Origin of the sequence: Vibrio sp. RM-69-4 (genome assembly GCF_024743775.1) — a bacterium.
GTDB lineage: Bacteria > Pseudomonadota > Gammaproteobacteria > Enterobacterales > Vibrionaceae > Vibrio > Vibrio anguillarum.
On record NZ_JAMQXI010000007.1, the window covers coordinates 100,234 to 119,928 of the forward strand.

At 45.5% G+C, this 19,695-nt stretch carries 12 protein-coding genes; all 12 read left to right on the forward strand.

Annotated elements, in window-relative coordinates:
* Positions 1 to 49: 49 nt before the first annotated feature.
* The 12 genes from NB504_RS00490 (at position 50) to NB504_RS00545 (ending at position 19,636) form a co-directional block, all read left to right on the forward strand.
* The gene (locus NB504_RS00490; RefSeq protein WP_094128743.1) at positions 50 to 1,135 is read left to right on the forward strand and encodes an AI-2E family transporter; all 1,086 of its coding nucleotides are present in this window, start codon (positions 50 to 52) and stop codon (positions 1,133 to 1,135) included.
* Positions 1,136 to 1,218: 83 nt separating this feature from the next.
* Positions 1,219 to 2,262, forward strand: a complete 1,044-nt coding sequence (gene rsmC, locus NB504_RS00495) for a 16S rRNA (guanine(1207)-N(2))-methyltransferase RsmC (RefSeq protein WP_258428071.1) — start codon at positions 1,219 to 1,221, stop codon at positions 2,260 to 2,262.
* Between the two features lie 199 nt (positions 2,263 to 2,461).
* Positions 2,462 to 5,854 (forward strand): response regulator, encoded by a 3,393-nt coding sequence (locus NB504_RS00500; RefSeq protein ID WP_309303430.1) that lies wholly within the window; start codon positions 2,462 to 2,464, stop codon positions 5,852 to 5,854.
* 744 nt (positions 5,855 to 6,598) lie between these two features.
* Positions 6,599 to 8,269, forward strand: coding sequence for an ABC transporter substrate-binding protein (locus tag NB504_RS00505; protein WP_017043029.1), 1,671 nt, complete (start codon positions 6,599 to 6,601; stop codon positions 8,267 to 8,269).
* A 166-nt stretch (positions 8,270 to 8,435) separates the two neighbouring features.
* Positions 8,436 to 9,422 (forward strand): ABC transporter permease, encoded by a 987-nt coding sequence (locus NB504_RS00510; protein WP_017043028.1) that lies wholly within the window; start codon positions 8,436 to 8,438, stop codon positions 9,420 to 9,422.
* A 2-nt stretch (positions 9,423 to 9,424) separates the two neighbouring features.
* Positions 9,425 to 10,450, forward strand: coding sequence for an ABC transporter permease (locus tag NB504_RS00515; RefSeq protein ID WP_258428073.1), 1,026 nt, complete (start codon positions 9,425 to 9,427; stop codon positions 10,448 to 10,450).
* A 2-nt stretch (positions 10,451 to 10,452) separates the two neighbouring features.
* On the forward strand, positions 10,453 to 11,436 hold the full coding sequence (locus NB504_RS00520) for an ABC transporter ATP-binding protein (RefSeq protein WP_013857642.1): 984 nt from the start codon (positions 10,453 to 10,455) through the stop codon (positions 11,434 to 11,436).
* A gap of 37 nt (positions 11,437 to 11,473) precedes the next feature.
* A complete protein-coding gene (locus NB504_RS00525) occupies positions 11,474 to 12,466 on the forward strand; it encodes an ABC transporter ATP-binding protein (RefSeq protein ID WP_013857643.1) in 993 nt (330 codons plus the stop codon).
* A gap of 148 nt (positions 12,467 to 12,614) precedes the next feature.
* On the forward strand, positions 12,615 to 14,342 hold the full coding sequence (locus NB504_RS00530) for a glycoside hydrolase family 9 protein (protein ID WP_258428074.1): 1,728 nt from the start codon (positions 12,615 to 12,617) through the stop codon (positions 14,340 to 14,342).
* A complete protein-coding gene (locus tag NB504_RS00535; RefSeq protein WP_088720902.1) occupies positions 14,339 to 15,214 on the forward strand; it encodes an N-acetylglucosamine kinase in 876 nt (291 codons plus the stop codon). The genes NB504_RS00530 and NB504_RS00535 overlap by 4 nt, the downstream gene beginning before the upstream one ends.
* 9 nt (positions 15,215 to 15,223) lie before the next feature.
* Complete coding sequence (locus NB504_RS00540; RefSeq protein ID WP_258428075.1) at positions 15,224 to 17,137, forward strand: beta-N-acetylhexosaminidase; 1,914 nt, start codon at positions 15,224 to 15,226, stop codon at positions 17,135 to 17,137.
* 93 nt (positions 17,138 to 17,230) lie between these two features.
* Entirely contained in the window at positions 17,231 to 19,636 is a 2,406-nt protein-coding gene (locus NB504_RS00545) for a GH36-type glycosyl hydrolase domain-containing protein (protein ID WP_029388442.1), read from the forward strand.
* The last annotated feature ends 59 nt before the right edge of the window (positions 19,637 to 19,695 follow it).

Consider the following 19,695-nt stretch of genomic DNA (forward strand, 5'->3'; position numbering starts at 1 on the left):
GATTTGCAGTCATTATAACCCTATTACTTTACAAGGTTGGATTAACAACGTGTCAGAAAAAGTGAAAATCACCTCTAGTCACTGGGTGCTCATTGCGGCACTTGTCGCTGCGGCTATTGCTTGTTATCTGTTGATTGCACCTTATATCAACTCGATTGTCATGGCTTTCATCATCTCGTTATTGATGTTTCCCATTCATGAGTGGCTCGAACGAAAAATCCCCAAATACAAAAATACAGCCTCGTTTCTCTCGTGTATTATTTTGACGTTTATTATTGTGATTCCACTGCTGTTTGTCTTTGCTGCTATTGTGCAGCAAGGGTCGGTATTTTCTCAGAACATGTACCAATGGGTCACCCATGGTGGCATTCAAACCGCCTTTGCTCATCCTTGGATTGTCAAAGGACTCGCCATTGCGAATCAATATTTGCCCTTTGATGAAATTCAGCCACAACAAATCGCACAAAAAGTGGGGCAATTTGCCAGTTCATTTGGCACCAACTTGGTCAGTATTAGCGCAAAAGTGCTGGGTGATGCGACCAGTTTTTTGATGGATTTCTTCTTAATGCTGTTCGTGTTGTTTTTCCTACTCCGTGATCACGATAAGCTCATCAGCGCTCTTAGGCACATCTTGCCATTGTCGCGTAGTCAAGAAGACAGGTTGCTCTGCGAAATTGAGCAAGTCTCCAAATCGGCTGTCATGGGGTCATTTTTAACCGCAATAGCGCAAGGCTTTGCGGGTGGGTTTGGTATGTGGCTCGCCGGTTTCCCTGGGTTATTTTGGGGCACCATGATGGGGTTTGCTTCGTTTATTCCGGTTGTCGGTACTGCTCTGATATGGATTCCAGCCACTATTTATCTCTTTCTAACCGGAGATAGCACATGGGGCATATTCTTGGCCCTCTGGAGCGTTATCATTGTTGGCTCAATTGATAATTTATTGCGGCCCTTTTTAATGCAAGGGAGCGCGGGCATGAACACATTAATGATCTTCTTTTCTCTGCTCGGTGGTATTCAGCTGTTTGGCCTGATTGGGTTAATTTACGGCCCACTTATTTTTGCCATCACTATGGTGCTGTTTAATATTTATGAGGAAGAGTTTAAAGGTTTTCTCAATCAACAAGATAATAGCTAACTTTTGACTTACTGACGATCAAGCTAGAAGCAAGGGGCAGACTGTGCGAGAATCTGCCCCTCTTTTTTAGCGCAGAGCCTACTATGTCCAGTTACACCGCACCAAGTCAAATTGCCCAGCGTCAGCTTGCTTATTTCGAAGGAAAACATCTTTTAGTGGCTGGAGAAGCGGAGGATTTATTTCCTGTAGAGTTAGCTAATCATTGTCGCTCTGTTTCGGTGTTCACCACTCATTATGGTTACTACCGCCAACTCGAATCCTATCCGCAAATTACATGTCATTTTGGCGCTCAATTTGAGCAAAAAACCGATGCTGACATGATTCTGCTTTACTGGCCCAAAGCGAAGCAGGAAGCTGAATATCTGCTTGCAATGCTGTTGGCCAAACTGGGCAAAGAGACTGAGATTGTGGTGGTAGGTGAAAACCGCTCGGGCATAAAAAGCATTGAAAAAATGTTTGCAGCTTATGGGGTGGTTAAAAAGTATGATTCAGCTCGACGCTGTTCGTTCTATTGGGGGCAATGCACTCAGCAGCCACCAAGCTTCCAAATTGCAGGCTGGTTCAAAACTTATCAGGTGCAGTATCAGCAACACTCACTGATTGTAAAAAGTTTACCTGGCGTATTTAGTCATGGCGAGTTTGACCTCGGCAGCCAGCTGTTACTCGATACACTGCCTAAACTAAGAGGTAAAGTTCTCGACTTTGGTTGTGGTGCTGGTGTGTTGGGTACAGTAATGGCCACATTAAACCCAGATATCGAGATTGAACTGTGCGATATCAGCGCGCTTGCGATTGAATCAACCAAAGCAACCTTGATAGCGAATAACATATCAGGGAATGTATTTGCCTCTGATGTCTACTCAGATACCGCTAAAGATTATCAATTTATCGTCTCAAACCCCCCTTTCCACTCCGGATTAGAGACCAGCTATAGTGCGACAGAAGCTTTACTGGCTAACGCACCAAGCCATCAAACCGCGAAAGGCGAACTTTTTATTGTGGCCAACAGTTTTCTTAAATATACCCCGCTGATTGAACAGGCTTATGGTCATTGCGAGGTGTTAAATAAAACTAACAAATTCATCATTTACCACGCAAAAAAAACATTACAAAAGTCGCAACAATAAGTGCAATCCACTCTCAATTGGTCACTAAACTGGATGATTTTTACGAATTTTGCGTTAGTGACCACGCTTTCCACAGGACTTACTTGTCAAAGTAAAAAAACTCGTTAATTTCGTCACTTTAGGTTTTCTTTGTTTTTTTCATTCACTTTAACGACTACCTCATGCCGTTAAAGCCTCACGGAAAGTAATGCCTTTTTCTATGTTTAGGTTCTCTCGTAAGCAAAAATTTAAGCGCCTGCAAAATACTCTTATGCTGGCTTTTCTCGTTTTGAGCATCACGCCTTTAACTGTGACTGCCATTTTTTTTCTGCAATCACACACTAAAGATCTTCAAGAACAAAGCACGTCTCACTTATTGTCAGTCAGAGACACCAAGCAACAGCAAGTTCTCGATTACCTCGCGGCCAAAGAATCAGAAGTGATGGGGTTTGTTCGTTCAGAGTTAGCTTATGCCAGTGGAGGGCGTTTTTACGGCTTAGTCAATGCGTTCCAAAGACTTGGTCTGGATATTGATCAAGCTCGTGAGCATGCCCAGCAGCGTTATATTCCTGGCTCTGGTGATCAGATAAAAACGTCAATATTGCCACAATCGAGCAGCTATGTAGGCAGTGAACGGTATCGCCTACTGCACAAACGCTATCATTGGGCGTATTTAGAACTGCTTAAACGTTCTGATTTTGACGATATTTTACTGGTGGATCTCGATGGTGATGTCGTTTATTCCGTTTATAAGCACGACAACTATGGGACGAATTTACTGACCGGAAAATACAAAGATAGCAATCTGGGTAAAACATTCCGCCAGTTAGAGCAGCAAGTTGGCGAACAACGAAAAATCAATGAAGAATATACACCAGTCATTATTTCTGATTTTTCACAACAAGAAGGGCAATCAGTTGCTTGGCTTGGCGCGCCCATTATTCAACAGGGCTACCTGCACAGCTACGCCATGTTCCGCCTACCAAATAATGGCATCACAAAGCTCGTTGCTGACACCAATGCGACATCGCAAATAAGAACTTTACTGGTCGGGCAAGATCATCATTCTCGAATACTCTCTTACACGCAGCAAGAAATCGAGACTAGTCAAAAAGTGATCAATCTTGCGCTTTCTGGATTGAGTGCCGTTGGTACTTACACTAATACATTGAATGAGAAAACCATTGCCGCCTATGCACCTGTTGCAAACAAAAACATCAATTGGGCCTTGGTGGTAGAGATACCAGAAAAAGAGGCTTATGCGCGAGTTCATCAGCTTGAGAAGTTATTTATTTTCGCCATGCTAACCGCGATTATTTTAGTCGTCATCGCTTCACATTATCTCTCTAATTTTATTACCTCTCCCCTACTGAAGCTCACTTGGGCGGCAGAAAAAGTCTCAGCTGGGGATTTAGATGAAAATGTTATCAATACCGATCGTAAAGATGAGATTGGTCGACTCGCAGTGAGTTTTGAACGTATGCAGCGTTCAATCCGAGAAAAAATGCAGCTGATTAAAGCGCAAAATAAAGAGCTCGAAAGCAACATTCAATTAATTCGCAAACAGAACGATGAGTTGCATCTCGCTAACAAACTAAAAGATGAATTCCTAGCCACAACGTCACATGAATTAAGAACACCGCTGCACGGTATGGTCGGTATTGCAGAAGCACTGATCTCTGGGTCAAGTGGAACTATCACCGCCGATCATCGTTATCAATTAGGCATAATCATCAGCAGTGGACAACGGCTGACAAACTTGGTCGATGACTTACTCGATTACCATAAGATGCGCTATGGCAGCTTGGATATCAAACAGTGTGCTGTTGATCTATCCGGCGCAACACGCTTAGTGTTAGAGCTGTCTAACCATCTACTCAACAAAAAGCCCATTCGCGTAATAAACCAAATCCCTGATGAATGTATTTGGGTCTCTGCCGATCCACAACGATTAGAGCAAGTGCTTTATAACCTTGTAGGAAACGCCATTAAATATACGACTGAAGGGAAAATTGTCATTTCAGCCAATGTGGTTGATGACAAGATTCGTGTCCAAGTTGTCGATACGGGGCAAGGCATTCCTGCTGAACAACTTGAACACATCTTCGAACCACTGATTCAAGCAGGGCAAGATGCCAGTCGTTATCGACAAGGCGCAGGCTTGGGCCTTTCGATCAGCCGTCAATTGATCGAATTAATGCAAGGAACGCTTTATGTCAGTAGCCAACCTATGGTCGGTACGACATTCAGCTTTACCTTACCATTAGCATCAAAAGCGGAAATTGAGTCGACAAGCTATATGGAAGCTGGCCATTTCCAATCTCCGACCATTTCAGACATTGAACTGCCTGAAATGCATTCACTGCCTGAAAATAAAGAAGGCCCAGTGCTACTGATAGCCGATGATGAACCCGTCAATCTGCGTGTCCTAGACAGCTTCCTACGTTTAGAAGGCTATCAAGTCCGCACCGCTAAAGATGGCAATGAAGTCATTAGCGCGGTCGAAAAAGAAAAACCGGAACTTCTACTGCTCGACATTATGATGCCAGGATTAAGCGGCTACCAAGTCTGTGAAAAGTTAAGAGAAACATACGATCATGCCGAGCTACCTATCATTATGTTGACGGCATTAAATCAAACTGACGATAGAGTTCGTGGTTTTGCAGCGGGAGCGAACGATTACTTATCGAAACCTTTTAATAAGCAAGAGCTCGCTGCACGTATTACAGCGCATTTAACGGCTAGCAAAGCTGAACAAAGACGTATTGAGAACAACCAACTGCAACAAGAGCTGAAGCATAGAGCAATGGTAGAGGCCAGTTTATTGGAAACCCAAGGCCGTCTACTAGAGCAGCTCGAATCCGCTCCTGAGGCCATTATTTGCATTCGAGACGATCATAAAATCCGCTTTGCGAACGAAGCGGCTGCTCGGTTATTTAAGCGCAGCCAAGAACAACTAAAGCGCTCAAATGCGGAAGAACTCATCGCCCCCAAATACTTAGTCGTCGAGCAAGAGCATTACTGCGGTAATATCGATATCTATGTCGAAGATACACGTCAACATATGTCTGCTGATGTGTTACGACTACCGGATGGCTCTGGGTTGCAGGCTATGTACATCTTTAACGTGGGTGGAAACATCAATGCAGCGCGCATCAATAACCTTGAAACCGCAATTGAAGCGCTATCCAGTTACGCATTTGAAGGCGATAAAGAAAAACTGCAGCAGCTCAAAGAACTCGGTGGCGAGTTCACACGTATCGCCGACAAAGTATCGGGAGAGAGTCAATCTAAGCAAGATTTAATGCGCGAAGTACTGGTTGAAGCAATGACCAGTGCTTTAGATTACTGGGAACGGGTCAGTAACCAAAGCAAGTTTACCTTTGCAGAGCAGAGTGGGCTATGGCGAGTGTATCTCGATAGAAGCACATTACAGACTCGGACACTAGATAAGTACTTACGTATCGAGACACTGCCTAAAACACCTCGCTGGCGTACCGTTCTTAATTCGTTAGATTACATTCTTGAACATTGTCAGGAGCACGGCCCTGAACGCTCTCACATCGAAGCGCAGCGCGATAAATTGCAAAAGCTACTGACCTCATCACTCTAAGTACATCAACACCATTAAGCCTGCACTCTGCAGGCTTTTTTATCACTATATTTCCATGACCATCAACGGGACAACCACCCCATTGATGCATCCAGAGTTATGACTAGCTAAATTTAATCAATGTTAACCTCAAGCATCCATTACTCTGGTACGCCTTACTCACTGCGTATTACAAACCTTACTTCTCAATAGAAAAAAAGAGGGAAAATGATGATAAAAATTGGAAGTAAAAACTGATTTCTAGGCAATTTCACCAGCAGATTTTCAATTGAAGATGAATAAAGATCCAGATTGCGAACCGAATCACAACAATTCGGCAGAATTAATTTAAGTAAAAAAATTAACGATAAAACTATAAGTGAGCAAGATCTCATGATACAAAAAAAATAAAAAAACATTAAAAATAAAGGGATAAAAAGATAGCGAGCGCTTACAACTATAAGTTAATCGAATTGAGTATGAGAGGCAGATCACTGACCTAAATGAGAGTAAAAATCAAACCAAAGATGGTAAATTGACGTTTATAACGGTCACTTTCTGCAAATTGACGTTTTTAACGGGAATTCAAATTGATAATTTTCTCTCCAAGGTGTCTTCTTACTCCTGCCAAAGGTCTACAGGCCACTCATGTTGACCAACTCCTCCGGTTTGTTAACACGCAATGAGGTAGGCCTTGGAGAGTGTTTATCAATTGATGACATTCATATCCATTAGTGAAATGAAAGCAAATAGTAAGGAACAGCTATGCTTGCCAATATTAAAAAAACAGCGCTAGCCGCTGCAGTAATCGCCGCCGCAGCGAGCCTTTCAGCTCCAGCAGCCGCACGCAGTGAGCTAACGATCGTACCTGATTTCTACCCTACAATGGTACGTAACTTTAACCCGTATCTAGCAACAAACCTACGTACGACCACTGATTTCATCTATGAACCACTGGTCATCTTCAACGAAATGCATGGTAATACACCCGTTATGCGTTTGGCTGAAGGCTTTAAAATGTCTGATGACCTAATGAGTGTTACTTTTGATATCCGTAAAGGTGTTAAATGGTCAGATGGTCAAGCATTTACAGCGGACGATGTCGTGTTCTCTTATGGCTTATTGAAAAATAAACCTGAACTCGACCAACGCGGTATCAACAAGTGGGTAACGAGCGTAGAAAAACTGAACGACTACCAAATCCGTTTCCGTTTAAGTGAAGCTAACTCAAACGTACCTTATGAAATCTCGTTAGTTCCTATCGTTGCTGAGCATGTATGGAAAGATGTGAAAGATCCAGCGACTTTCACCAACGAGAACCCTGTAGGTACTGGTCCGTTTACTGAAATCGACACCTTCACTCCACAGCTATACATCCAATGTCGTAACCCGAATTACTGGGATGCTGCAAATCTTGAGGTTGACTGTTTGCGTGTACCTCAAATTGCAAACAATGACCAATTGCTAGGTAAAATTGTTAACTCTGAACTCGATTGGACCTCTTCATTCGTTCCAGATATTGACCGTACTTATGCCGCGGCAAGCCCTAGCCACCACTACTGGTATCCGCCATCAGGTACACAAGCATTTGTCGTTAACTTCAAAAATCCAGATGCAGTGAAAAATGAAGCGCTAAGCAACGTTGATTTCCGTCGTGCATTCTCGATGGCTCTTGACCGTCAAACTATTATCGACATCGCTTTCTACGGCGGCGGTACCGTTAATGACTTCGCTTCAGGCTTAGGCTATGCGTTCCAAGCTTGGTCTGATGAAAACGTCCACAATAAATACAAAGGCTACAACACGTACAATGTTGAAGGCGCGAAAAAACTGCTTGCTAAAGCGGGCTTCAAAGACGTGAACAAAGACGGTTTTGTTGATACTCCATCAGGTAAACCTTTTGAGTTACTTGTTCAATCACCAAATGGCTGGACTGACTTCAACAACACAGTACAACTTGCTGTTGAACAGCTTGCTGAAGTAGGTATTAAAGCACGTGCACGTACTCCAGAGTTTGCGGTTTATAACCAAGCAATGCTTGAAGGTACTTATGACGTCGCTTACACCAACTACTTCCACGGCGCAGACCCACATCTATATTGGAACAGTGCATACAATTCTGCACTACAGAAAGGTGACGGTATGCCTCGTTTTGCAATGCACTTCTACAAAAACGACAAGCTAGATACTTTACTAGACAGCTTCTATAAAACAGCGGATAAAAATGAGCAGCTAGAAATCGCTCACGGAATTCAGCAAATCATTGCTGAAGACCAAGTTACCATCCCTGTAATGTCAGGTGCTTACATGTACCAATACAACACCGCACGCTTTAGCGGCTGGTGGAACGAAGAAAATCCTAAGGGTCGTCCAAACATTTGGGCTGGTATCCCTGAGCGTCTATTACACGTACTGGACCTAAAACCAGTTAAGTAAGTAGAAGTTCATTCCTTGCGGCGTACTTCGTGCGCCGCTAAATAAAATCCCCTAAATACCTAGCAAACGTATAACGCTCGTCGTTAGGGGATTTTTCGCTCTAAATTTCGCTAGGAGCGACCTGAAACCAGGTACAGGATAAAACTGGGTGAGTAAGGTGTGAGTTATGGGTTATTTTTTAAGACGTTTGTCATTTTATTTTATCGCGTTGCTGGTTGCAGCAACATTGAACTTCATTATTCCGCGAGCCATGCCTGGAGACCCAGTGACCATGATGTTCGCAAACGCAACAACGCAAGTAACGCCAGAACGAATCGAAGCGATGAAACAGCTTCTCGGTTTCGTTGATGGTCCGTTACCCGTACAGTATTTGACCTATTTAAAAAGCATTCTAAGTTGGGAATTAGGCACGTCGATTAAGTTCTATCCGTTAAGTGTCAATGAATTACTGGGGAGTGCATTTGGTTGGTCGTTATTCCTAGCGGGTACTGCGGTTGTGATCTCGTTCTCAATCGGTTCTCTACTGGGCATTTTTGCCGCATGGAAACGAGGCAGTCGTTACGATACGTTTATTACCCCAGGGATGTTGGTTATACAAGCCGTTCCGCAAGTGGTTATTGCGATGATCGCTATGTTTACTTTTGCTATCGGCTTGCAATGGTTCCCTACGGGTTATGCCTACACTGCTGGTACGATGCCAGATTGGACAAGTTGGACATTCATTAAAGATGTGGCATACCACGCTTTCTTGCCTCTTGTCTGTGCGTCTCTAGTACAAATCGGTGGTTTTCTCGTCAACATGCGTAACAACATGATTAACCTGCTCGCTGAAGACTACATCACGATGGCGAAAGGGAAAGGGCTCAGCGAAAACCGTGTGGTTTTCCAGTACGCCGCTCGTAATGCTTTATTGCCAAGTGTCACCGCTCTATCGATGTCTTTGGGTATGGCTATCGGTGGCCAGCTCATCATTGAAATTATCTTTAACTATCCTGGCCTTGGCAGTGTTTTATTTAATGCGATCAACGCTCGTGATTACCAAGTTCTGCAAGGGCAGCTACTGATTATGACGCTCTTTATGCTGTTCTTTAACCTGTTGGCGGACATGCTTTATGTCGTACTAGACCCTCGCCTACGCAAGGGAGGTAAATAATCATGAAAGATCTCATTAAACTCATTCGCGGCAATACCGTTGCCATGGTCGGTGTCATTATTTTGGGCCTATTTTTATTCATCGCCCTTGCTGCGCCACTGATCACCAAACATGCGCCAGATAAACGTACCGGAAATCCACACGAGTACCCATCGTTCGTCGTCAAAGCCGCTAAAGCAGATCCGAATGGCTGGATTGCTGAAAACTTGGCGACTGACCGCCGCACCTTACTACTCTCAAAAGGTGAAGAGCATGTGCTAGGCACCTCTCGTATGGGACGCGATGTTTGGTCACAAGTGGTGTATGGCGCACGAGTCTCACTCGCCGTGGGTTTTGGTGCAGGAATGACCGTCTGTTTTCTTGCGACTGTGATTGGTGTTTCTGCGGGTTACTTTGGCGGTAAGGTCGATGACATTCTAACCGCCGCTATGAATATCATGCTGGTGATACCGCAATATCCTCTTTTATTCGTGGTCGCGGCATTTATTGGAGAGGCAGGCCCATTAACCATTGCACTCATCATTGGCTGCACCTCCTGGGCTTGGGGCGCTAGGGTCGTACGCTCACAAACCCTCGCACTGCGTGAGAAAGAATTTGTCAGAGCAGCAGAAGTCTTGGGTGAATCATCATGGCGCATCATTTTCGTTGAGATTCTACCTAACCTCATCTCCATCGTTGGCGCTAGCTTCATCGGTTCAGTGATGTACGCCATCATGATGGAAGCTACTATCTCCTTCCTTGGTCTTGGCGATCCAAACACCATCAGTTGGGGCATCATGTTGTACAACGTTCAAACGTCCTCTTCTATGCTGATTGGCGCTTGGTGGGAACTGCTTGCTCCTTGTATTGCTTTGACTCTGCTCGTTACTGGTCTGGCTTTACTGAACTTTGCGGTCGATGAAATTGCCAACCCACAACTGCGTTCACACAAAGGAATGAAGCGTTGGAAAAAACTCGCAGAGCAAGACAAGAAAGAGCGTCAGCCTGACCTGCCACCACAAAATGCACTTTGGAGCGGAGATAAATAATCATGACAAACCCACTTATTTCAATCCGTAACCTATGCGTTGACTACATTACCGACGCCGGTGATGTTCGAGCATGCAGCAACGTCAGTTTTGACATTGCACCTGGCGAAGTATTTGGCCTTGCTGGTGAATCTGGCTGTGGTAAATCAACTATCGCATTTTCACTGATGCGTCTGCATAAGCCGCCCGCGTTTATTACTGGCGGGGAAGTGATTTTTAATGGTGAAAATATCATTAAATACAGCGATGAACGCATGCAATCCTTTCGCTGGAGCCAAATGTCGATGGTATTTCAAAGTGCGATGAACGCTTTGAACCCAGTATTGACGATGGAAGAGCAATTTTGTGACGTGATCATGCGCCATACCAACATGACTCGTGAACAAGCTAAACGCCGCGCTGAAGGTTTGTTAGAAATTGTCGATATTCACCCAAGTCGCTTAAACGATTACCCACACCAATTCTCTGGGGGTATGCGTCAGCGCTTGGTGATTGCAATTGCTCTCGCGCTCAATCCTAAAATGATCATTATGGATGAGCCGACTACGGCACTTGATGTGGTTGTCCAGCGTGAAATATTGCAAAAAATCTATGCGCTGAAAGAAGAGTTTGGCTTCTCTATCTTGTTCATTACCCATGATTTGTCGTTGATGGTCGAGTTCTCCGATCGAATTGGCATCATGTATTCCGGTGAATTAATTGAAGTGGCTCCTTCTAAACAGATTCTGGAAAGCCCTTTCCACCCTTACACCAAAGGGCTGGGTAGTTCTTTCCCTCCACTGACAGGCCCTAAAACGAAGTTAACTGGAATACCAGGTAACCCGTTGAACTTATTGGATATACCTCAAGGTTGTCGTTTCCAAGCTCGTTGCGATCGCGTACATGAAGCTTGCACCAAAATTCCAACGAGTTTGCGCCAAATAGAGCTTGGACGCTTCTCCAGTTGCCACCTTTACGGTGACCCAATTGCTCAAGTGAAACTGTAGAGCACAAGCTGTATTACAAAAATTTCTGGAGACAATTATGAGCAAAAATTTCGGTGAATTACTGGTTGAGGGGAAAAATCTAGTTAAAGATTTTCCAATCAACAGTAACACCCTAAAACAACCTATGATGCGAGCGATAAACGACGTATCGTTCAAAATGTTCAAAAGCCGCGGCTTGGCTGTCGTGGGTGAATCAGGCTCTGGCAAATCAACAACCGCTAAAATGATTGCCAAAATGTACGCCCCAACATCCGGTGTAATTGAATACAAAGGGCGCGATATTTTAGACATCACTTCACGCAGTGACCTGATGCACTATCGCGAAGGCGTCCAGATGGTATGGCAAGATCCGTTTGGCTCACTCAACCCAACTCATACCATTTTTCATCATATTGCTCGTCCACTGCTTATCCATAAAAAAGTGACGTCAGGTAATAAGAGAGAGTTAGAAGAACGCGTTCACGATTTACTGGAACAAGTCGGCCTTATTCCACCAAAAGAAACAGCCGCGAAATATCCGCACCAGTTGTCTGGTGGACAGCGCCAACGTGTCAACTTAGCGCGTAATATCGCGGTTGGTGCCGAAGTGGTACTGGCTGATGAACCAACCTCCATGTTGGATGTGTCGATTCGTGCGGGTGTTCTCAACCTGATGGAAGAGATGAAGTTTGAAAAGCAGATGTCGCTGCTTTATATCACGCATGACATCGCCACCGCACGCTACATCGCCGAAGACTTAGCCGTCATGTACGTCGGACATATGGTGGAATGGGGCGATACCGAAGAGATCATTCACGATCCTCAGCACCCATATACTCAACTATTGGTTTCCGCAGTACCCGATCCTAGTAAATCGATACACGAGAAGCTCAAAGGGAACAAAGGCGAAATTCCACTTTGGACCCCGGTATCAACAGGCTGTCCTTTTGCTGGTCGATGCATGCAGGCGAGTGACAAATGTCGTGAACAACTTCCAGCGGTGACTCAGTTGTCTGATAACCACTTTGTTCGTTGTTACTTATTTGAATAATCACTAACGCACACCTTAATGTATTGAAGCCGCTGACATAACCTCATCGGTTTCAATACCTTAGGTAAACCTATAAAACAAAGTCAGCACACGCCCCCGACGGGTTGAGTGCTGACGAGAAATCAAAGATCTGGCTTGGAGATGTTTAATGCTGCTACTGATTAACCATATTGGTTATGAGCCACAAGGGCCCAAACAGGCGATACTAATGAGTAACACGCTCCGTGTTTCTTCCGATATCGCCCTGCTTGTTTGTGCAAACAGCCATCAAACGGTGTCGACTTTCGTTGTTGAACCACAAGCTAAAGTCGCACATTGGCATTTAGGTAGCTTTTATACGATCGACTTTTCTCAATACACCACTTCAGGGCAGTATTACCTGCGTTTTGAAAATACCCACTCCCCTATTTTTGAAATTGGTGAAGGGATACTGATGAAAAAAACGTTTTCTGATGTATTGCACTACTTCAAATCACAACGTTGTGGTGGCATTTTCGACCAGCAAGATAAGCTCGTACCACTGCTTGGTACATCAACCACTGCCGATGTACACGGTGGCTGGTACGACGCTTCCGGTGACGTCAGTAAGTATCTGAGTCACCTTTCTTACGCCAACTATTTAAACCCTCAACAAACCCCAATGGTGGTTTGGAATATGCTAAAGGGATTGGCACAACTAGAACACCACTCGAGTTTTGCTGCATTTTCTCGCACTCGCCTTAAGGAAGAGGCGTTATTTGGTGCTGATTTTCTGATCCGCATGCAAAACTCCGAGGGGTTCTTTTATACAACGGTCTTTGACAAATGGAGCAAGGACATTAAGCAGCGAGAGATCTGCGCCTATGCCACTCAATCTGGCCACAAGTCTGACGATTATCAAGCCGGATTTCGTCAAGGGGGAGGCATTGCGATTGCCGCTCTTGCGGTGGCAGCACGTTTAGATGTTCACGGTGATTTCACCTCAGAACACTATTTAACAGCGGCGGAGCATGGTTACTGGCATTTAAAAGAAAATAACACGCGCTATCTCGACGATGGTCAAGAGAACATCATTGATGCCTATTGCGCTCTGCTTGCATCGGTTGAGCTCTACCGCTCAACTCATCAAGCAAATTATCTACTTGAGTGTCGTCTTTGGGCACAAAGGTTATGCGCTTATCAACACAGCGACGCTAACATCGCTCATTATTGGGCAGCCAATAGTGATGCCACTCGTCCTTATTATCACGCCGCCGAAGCTGGACTACCAGTGATTGCACTGTGCGAATATCTCGAGATTGAAACGGAAGAACACCTCAAACAATCGGTCGTTCAAGTGATTGAGAATGCTTGCCGCTTTGAGCTCACCATCACTCATCAAGTCAGTAACCCATTTGGCTACCCACGCCAATATGTAAAACCTGTGAATGGCGACAAACGCTGCGCATTTTTTGTCGCTCACGACAATGAATCCGGCTACTGGTGGCAAGGCGAAAATGCGCGTTTAGGATCGCTCGCGTGTATGGCTTATCGCGCCCAAGCCTTCGTCAACGCAGATCTGCACGCCCCTTTAACCACCTTTGCACAAAATGCATTGAACTGGATTATCGGATTAAATCCATACGATATGTGCATGCTCGATGGGCACGGTCGCAACAATCCAGACTACCTCCCCCACCTAGGCTTTTTTAATGCCAAAGGGGGAGTGTGTAATGGCATTACAGGCGGTTTTGAAGATGAAGAAGATATCGCTTTTAACCCAGCGAAACAGAAGGATGACATGCTACAAAACTGGCGTTGGGCTGAGCAATGGATTCCTCATGGTGCTTGGTATCTGCTGGCCATCACAACCCAGTTTTGCCACTTCTCAACACCAGACTTAGAGAGGCAATCATGACTTTTTATTATGTCGGTATTGATGGAGGCGGCACATCATGTCGCGCACGCATCCGCAACGAGCAAGGCGCGCTGTTAGGTGAAGCGAAAAGCGGTAGCGCCAATATTTTATTGGGTGTGGAACTTGCCATGCAGGCGATCATTGATGCAATTACTCAAGCGGCGCACCAAAGCGGGCTGACGAAAGAGAATTTTGCTCAGATGCACGTGGGTCTTGCTCTGGCTGGTGCAGAACAAAAATCCGCATGGCATGCGTTTATGTCTCAGACACATCCTTTTGCTTCACTAACGCTCAACACAGATGCTTACGGTGCCTGTATTGGTGCTCATAATGGTGAAGATGGCGCAATTATGATCGCGGGAACGGGCTCTTGTGGCCTATTTTTACACGCTGGGCAGCAGCATGTGGTGGGTGGCCGAGAATTTCCCATATCCGATCAAGGCAGTGGTGCCATCATGGGGTTACGCCTAATCCAGCGCGTGTTGCTCATTGCAGATGGTATCGGCGAACCTTCATTATTAAGCGCTCATGTGATGCAACATTTTAACCACGATGTTGATCAGATTGTCGAATGGTCAAAAACCGCACTCCCACGCGACTATGGCCAGTTCTCTCCCGTTATTTTTTCTCTAGCACAACAAGGTGATGCGCTGGCGATCGAGCTTCTCAAACAAACCGCGGCAGACATCGAAATGTTTCTTGTCGCTCTTCATAACAAAGGAGCCAAGCGGATCTGCCTCATGGGTAGCATTGCAGAGCGTATCTTGTATTGGCTTTCTCCACCGGTACAGCAGTGGATTGTTCAACCTCAATTCGACGCTATCGAAGGCGCGATTATGTTTGCCGGCAAAGCCGAGCATAATTTGTATTAAGGAATTACTATGAGCTATCGAATTGACTTTGCGGTACTCTCAGAACAGAAGCAATTTTGCCGTTTTGGTTTAACGTTCCATAACTTAAGCGATCAAGACCTCAAAGACTGGTCGTTACATTTTGTGATTGATCGCTTCATTCAGCCAGACAGCATCACCCATGGCAACGTAGTGCAAATAGGCAGTTTCTGCTCATTAACGCCAGATATGACCGTGCTTGCTGCAAACTCACATTTTTACTGTGAATTTAGCATCAAAACCGCCCCTTTCCATTTTTACACTGATGGCGTAAAGCACGCCTTTGTTCAATGCAATGGCGAGCAACCGATCGAACGTCATGATGTGATCGTAACCCCGATTGCTCTCGCCTCGCCTTATCGTGAGCGCAGTGAAATACCTGTAGCAGAAGCTGCGAGCCTCAGCCTCATTCCATTACCAAACAAGATTGAATCCGGCACAGGGCATTACACCTTAACGACTTCGAGCCAGATTACCTTGCAATCCACGTGCGCTGAGCAAGCTGCGACTTGGTTACAACAGGAACTCAACCGTATATTTGATTTTCAGCCCAAACCCATTGGCAGCGCTGATATTATCTACCGCACTAACCCGACCTTTGACGAGGGCGCGTATCAACTCAACGTCGATCGTACCGGCATTCGCTTAGAGGCGAGTGGCCATCAAGGCTTTATGTATGCTAGCGCGACCCTGTTGCAGTTGATCCAAGTTCAAGATCAATCCTGGTTAGTCCCCTGCGTCAAAATCAGTGATGCGCCACGCTTTAAGTACCGAGGCATGATGCTCGATTGTGCGCGCCATTTCCATGGAATCGAGACAGTTAAGCGGCTTATTAACCAATTAGCGCATTACAAATTCAATACGTTCCATTGGCATTTGACCGATGACGAAGGATGGCGTATCGAAATTAAAGCACTGCCACAACTCACCGACATCGGTGCATGGCGAGGGGTTGATGAAGTGCTCGAACCTCAATACAGCTTGTTAACGCAGCGCCACGGTGGTTTCTATACACAACAAGAGATCAAAGAGGTTATCGCATACGCTCAAGAGCGTGGTATCACAGTGATCCCTGAAATTGATGTTCCCGGACATTGCCGCGCCGCGATCAAATCTCTGCCTCATCTGCTGGCCGATAAAGAGGATCAATCACACTATCGCAGCATTCAATATTATAACGATAACGTCCTCTCCCCCGCCCTTGAAGGAACGTATGAGTTCTTAGATATCGTCTTGCAAGAAGTCTCTGAGCTATTTCCATCCCCCTTTATCCATATTGGTGCCGACGAAGTGCCCGATGGGGTCTGGATTAACAGCCCTAAATGTCAACAACTGATGGCTGATAATGGCTATACCGAGGCCAAAGAATTACAAGGACACTTACTACGTTATGCCGAACAAAAACTGCGTACGCTTGGCAAACGCATGGTCGGCTGGGAAGAAGCGCATCATGGCAATAAGGTCAGTAAAGATACTGTTATCTACTCTTGGCTTTCTGAAGCGGCGGCATTGAACTGCGCGAAACAGGGGTTTGATGTGATTTTACAACCCGGTCAGTACACGTATCTGGATATTGCTCAAGATTATGCACCAGAAGAACCGGGCGTTGACTGGGCTGGTGTCACCCCATTAGAAAAAGCCTATCGCTATGAACCCTTAGCCGAAGTGCCCGAAAACGATCCACTCCGTAAGCGAATTCTCGGTATTCAGTGCGCTTTATGGTGTGAATTAATCAATAACCCACAGCGTATGGAATACATGATTTACCCACGCTTAACTGCACTCGCCGAAGCAGGATGGACCCATAAAGTGCATCGTGATTGGCAAGATTATCTGTCACGGCTCAAAGGACATCTGCCTATGTTGGACAAGCAAGGCATCCGTTACCGAGCACCATGGAAATAAACACAACACTTGGAGTCGGCATTACCTCTCCTTGGTTTTCACTAGCATAATTTTTGGCTGCAAAAGACGCAGTTTGTTTAAAAGGAAATGACAATGAAATACGGCTATTTCGATAACGACAATCGTGAATATGTCATCACACGCCCTGACGTTCCAGCGCCTTGGACCAACTACTTAGGGACAGAAAAATTCTGCACCGTGATCTCTCATAACGCGGGCGGTTACTCTTTTTACAATTCACCAGAATATAACCGTGTTACCAAATTTCGCCCGAACGCTTCTTTTGATCGCCCGGGGCACTATGTTTACTTACGTGACGATGCAACTGGCGACTATTGGTCTATTTCTTGGCAACCCGTAGCAAAAAGCTTAGAAGAAGCGAAGTATGAAGTCCGCCACGGCCTCTCTTACTCCAAATTCAAATGTGACTACAGCGGCATTACTGCCACTAAAACTCTCTTTGTACCGAAAGGCGAAGATGCTGAAATTTGGGATGTCGTCATTAAAAACGATTCCACTGAGACTCGCACTATCAGCGCTTTTTCGTTTGTTGAATTCTCTTTTAGTCACATTCAATCCGATAACCAAAACCATCAGATGTCGCTTTACTCTGCAGGTACCGCTTATCACGCGGGTGTGATTGAGTACGATCTTTACTACAACACCAATGATTTCGAAGGCTTTTACTACTTAGCCTCGACGTTTGATCCAGACTCTTATGATGGCCAACGCGATACCTTCCTCGGCTTGTATCGTGACGAAGCCAATCCAATTGCAGTAGAACGCGGTCACTGCTCGAACAGCGCGCAAACCTGCTACAACCATTGCGGCTCGCTGCACAAACAATTTGTGATCCAACCAGGTGAAGAAGTTCGCTTTGCTTATATTTTGGGAATTGGTAAAGGCAATGGCGCGCGTTTGCGGGCTAAGTACCAAGACTTGGCTAATGTCGATGCCGCTTTTGCTGGGATCAAAGCGCATTGGGATGAACGTTGTGCGAAATTCCAAGTAAAATCACCGAATGAAGGCCTTGATACCATGATCAACACTTGGACGCTTTATCAAGCGGAAACGTGTGTGGTGTGGTCTCGCTTTGCCTCTTTCATTGAAGTGGGCGGTCGTACTGGTCTTGGTTACCGTGATACGGCGCAAGATGCCATTTCAGTACCGCACGCAAACCCGAAGATGACCCGTAAACGCTTGGTTGATCTGCTTCGTGGTCAAGTCAAAGCGGGCTATGGCCTACACCTATTTGATCCTGACTGGTTTGATCCAGAAAAAGCGGATGTCAAACCATCAAAATCGCCAACCGTTGTACCAACGCCAAGTGATGAAGATAAGATCCACGGCATTGAAGATACCTGTTCTGACGATCATCTCTGGCTCGTTCCAACCATCTGTAAATACGTGATGGAAACGGGTGAAACATCCTTCTTTGATGAAGTGATCCCTTACGCCGATGGTGGCAATGCAACGGTTTACGAACACATGAAGGCGGCGCTTAACTTCTCAGCAGAATACGTGGGGCAAACAGGTATCTGCAAAGGCTTACGCGCTGACTGGAACGACTGCTTGAACTTAGGTGGTGGCGAATCATCTATGGTTTCTTTCCTCCACTTTTGGGCGCTGCAAGAGTTTATCGACCTTGCAAAATACCGTGACAATGCAGAGGATGTTGCGAAATATACCGAAATGGCGGCGAACGTACGTGAAGCTTGCGAAACTCACCTTTGGGATGAAGAAGGTGGCTGGTATATCCGTGGCCTGACGAAAAATGGCGACAAGATAGGAACTGCTCAGCAAACCGAAGGTCGAGTTCACCTTGAATCAAACACACTTGCCGTCTTATCGGGCGCAGTGTCGCAAGAGCGTGGTGAAAAAGCGATGGATGCCGTTGATGAGAATCTATTCTCGGAATACGGCTTACATCTGAACGCACCTTCCTTCTCAACCCCTAATGATGATATCGGTTTCGTTACTCGTGTTTATCAAGGTGTTAAAGAAAATGGCGCTATTTTCTCACATCCAAACCCTTGGGCATGGGTTGCAGAAACTAAGCTCGGCCGTGGTGATCGAGCCATGAAGTTCTACGACGCATTAAACCCTTATAACCAAAACGACATCATTGAAAAGCGCGTTGCCGAACCTTACTCATACGTGCAGTTCATTATGGGACGAGATCACCAAGATCACGGCCGTGCAAACCATCCATGGTTAACAGGTACGTCTGGTTGGGCCTACTTTGCCGTCACCAACTTCATTTTGGGTGTTCGTGTAGGTTTTGATGGCCTAGTCGTCGACCCATGCATTCCTACCAATTGGCCTGGTTTTGAAGTAACTCGCCAATGGCGCGGCGCGACTTACAACATCACAGTGCAAAACCCGAACTCCGTTAGTAAAGGAGTGAAAACAATCACAGTGAATGGCGAAGCAGTAGAAGGCGTGATTCCTGTCATGGCACAAGGCAGTGTCAACGATGTAGTGGTTATTCTCGGTTAACGCGATTTGAGCCTCAGCGCGAAGGAGCTGAGGCTCAACATTCGTCCCACAAGGATTTT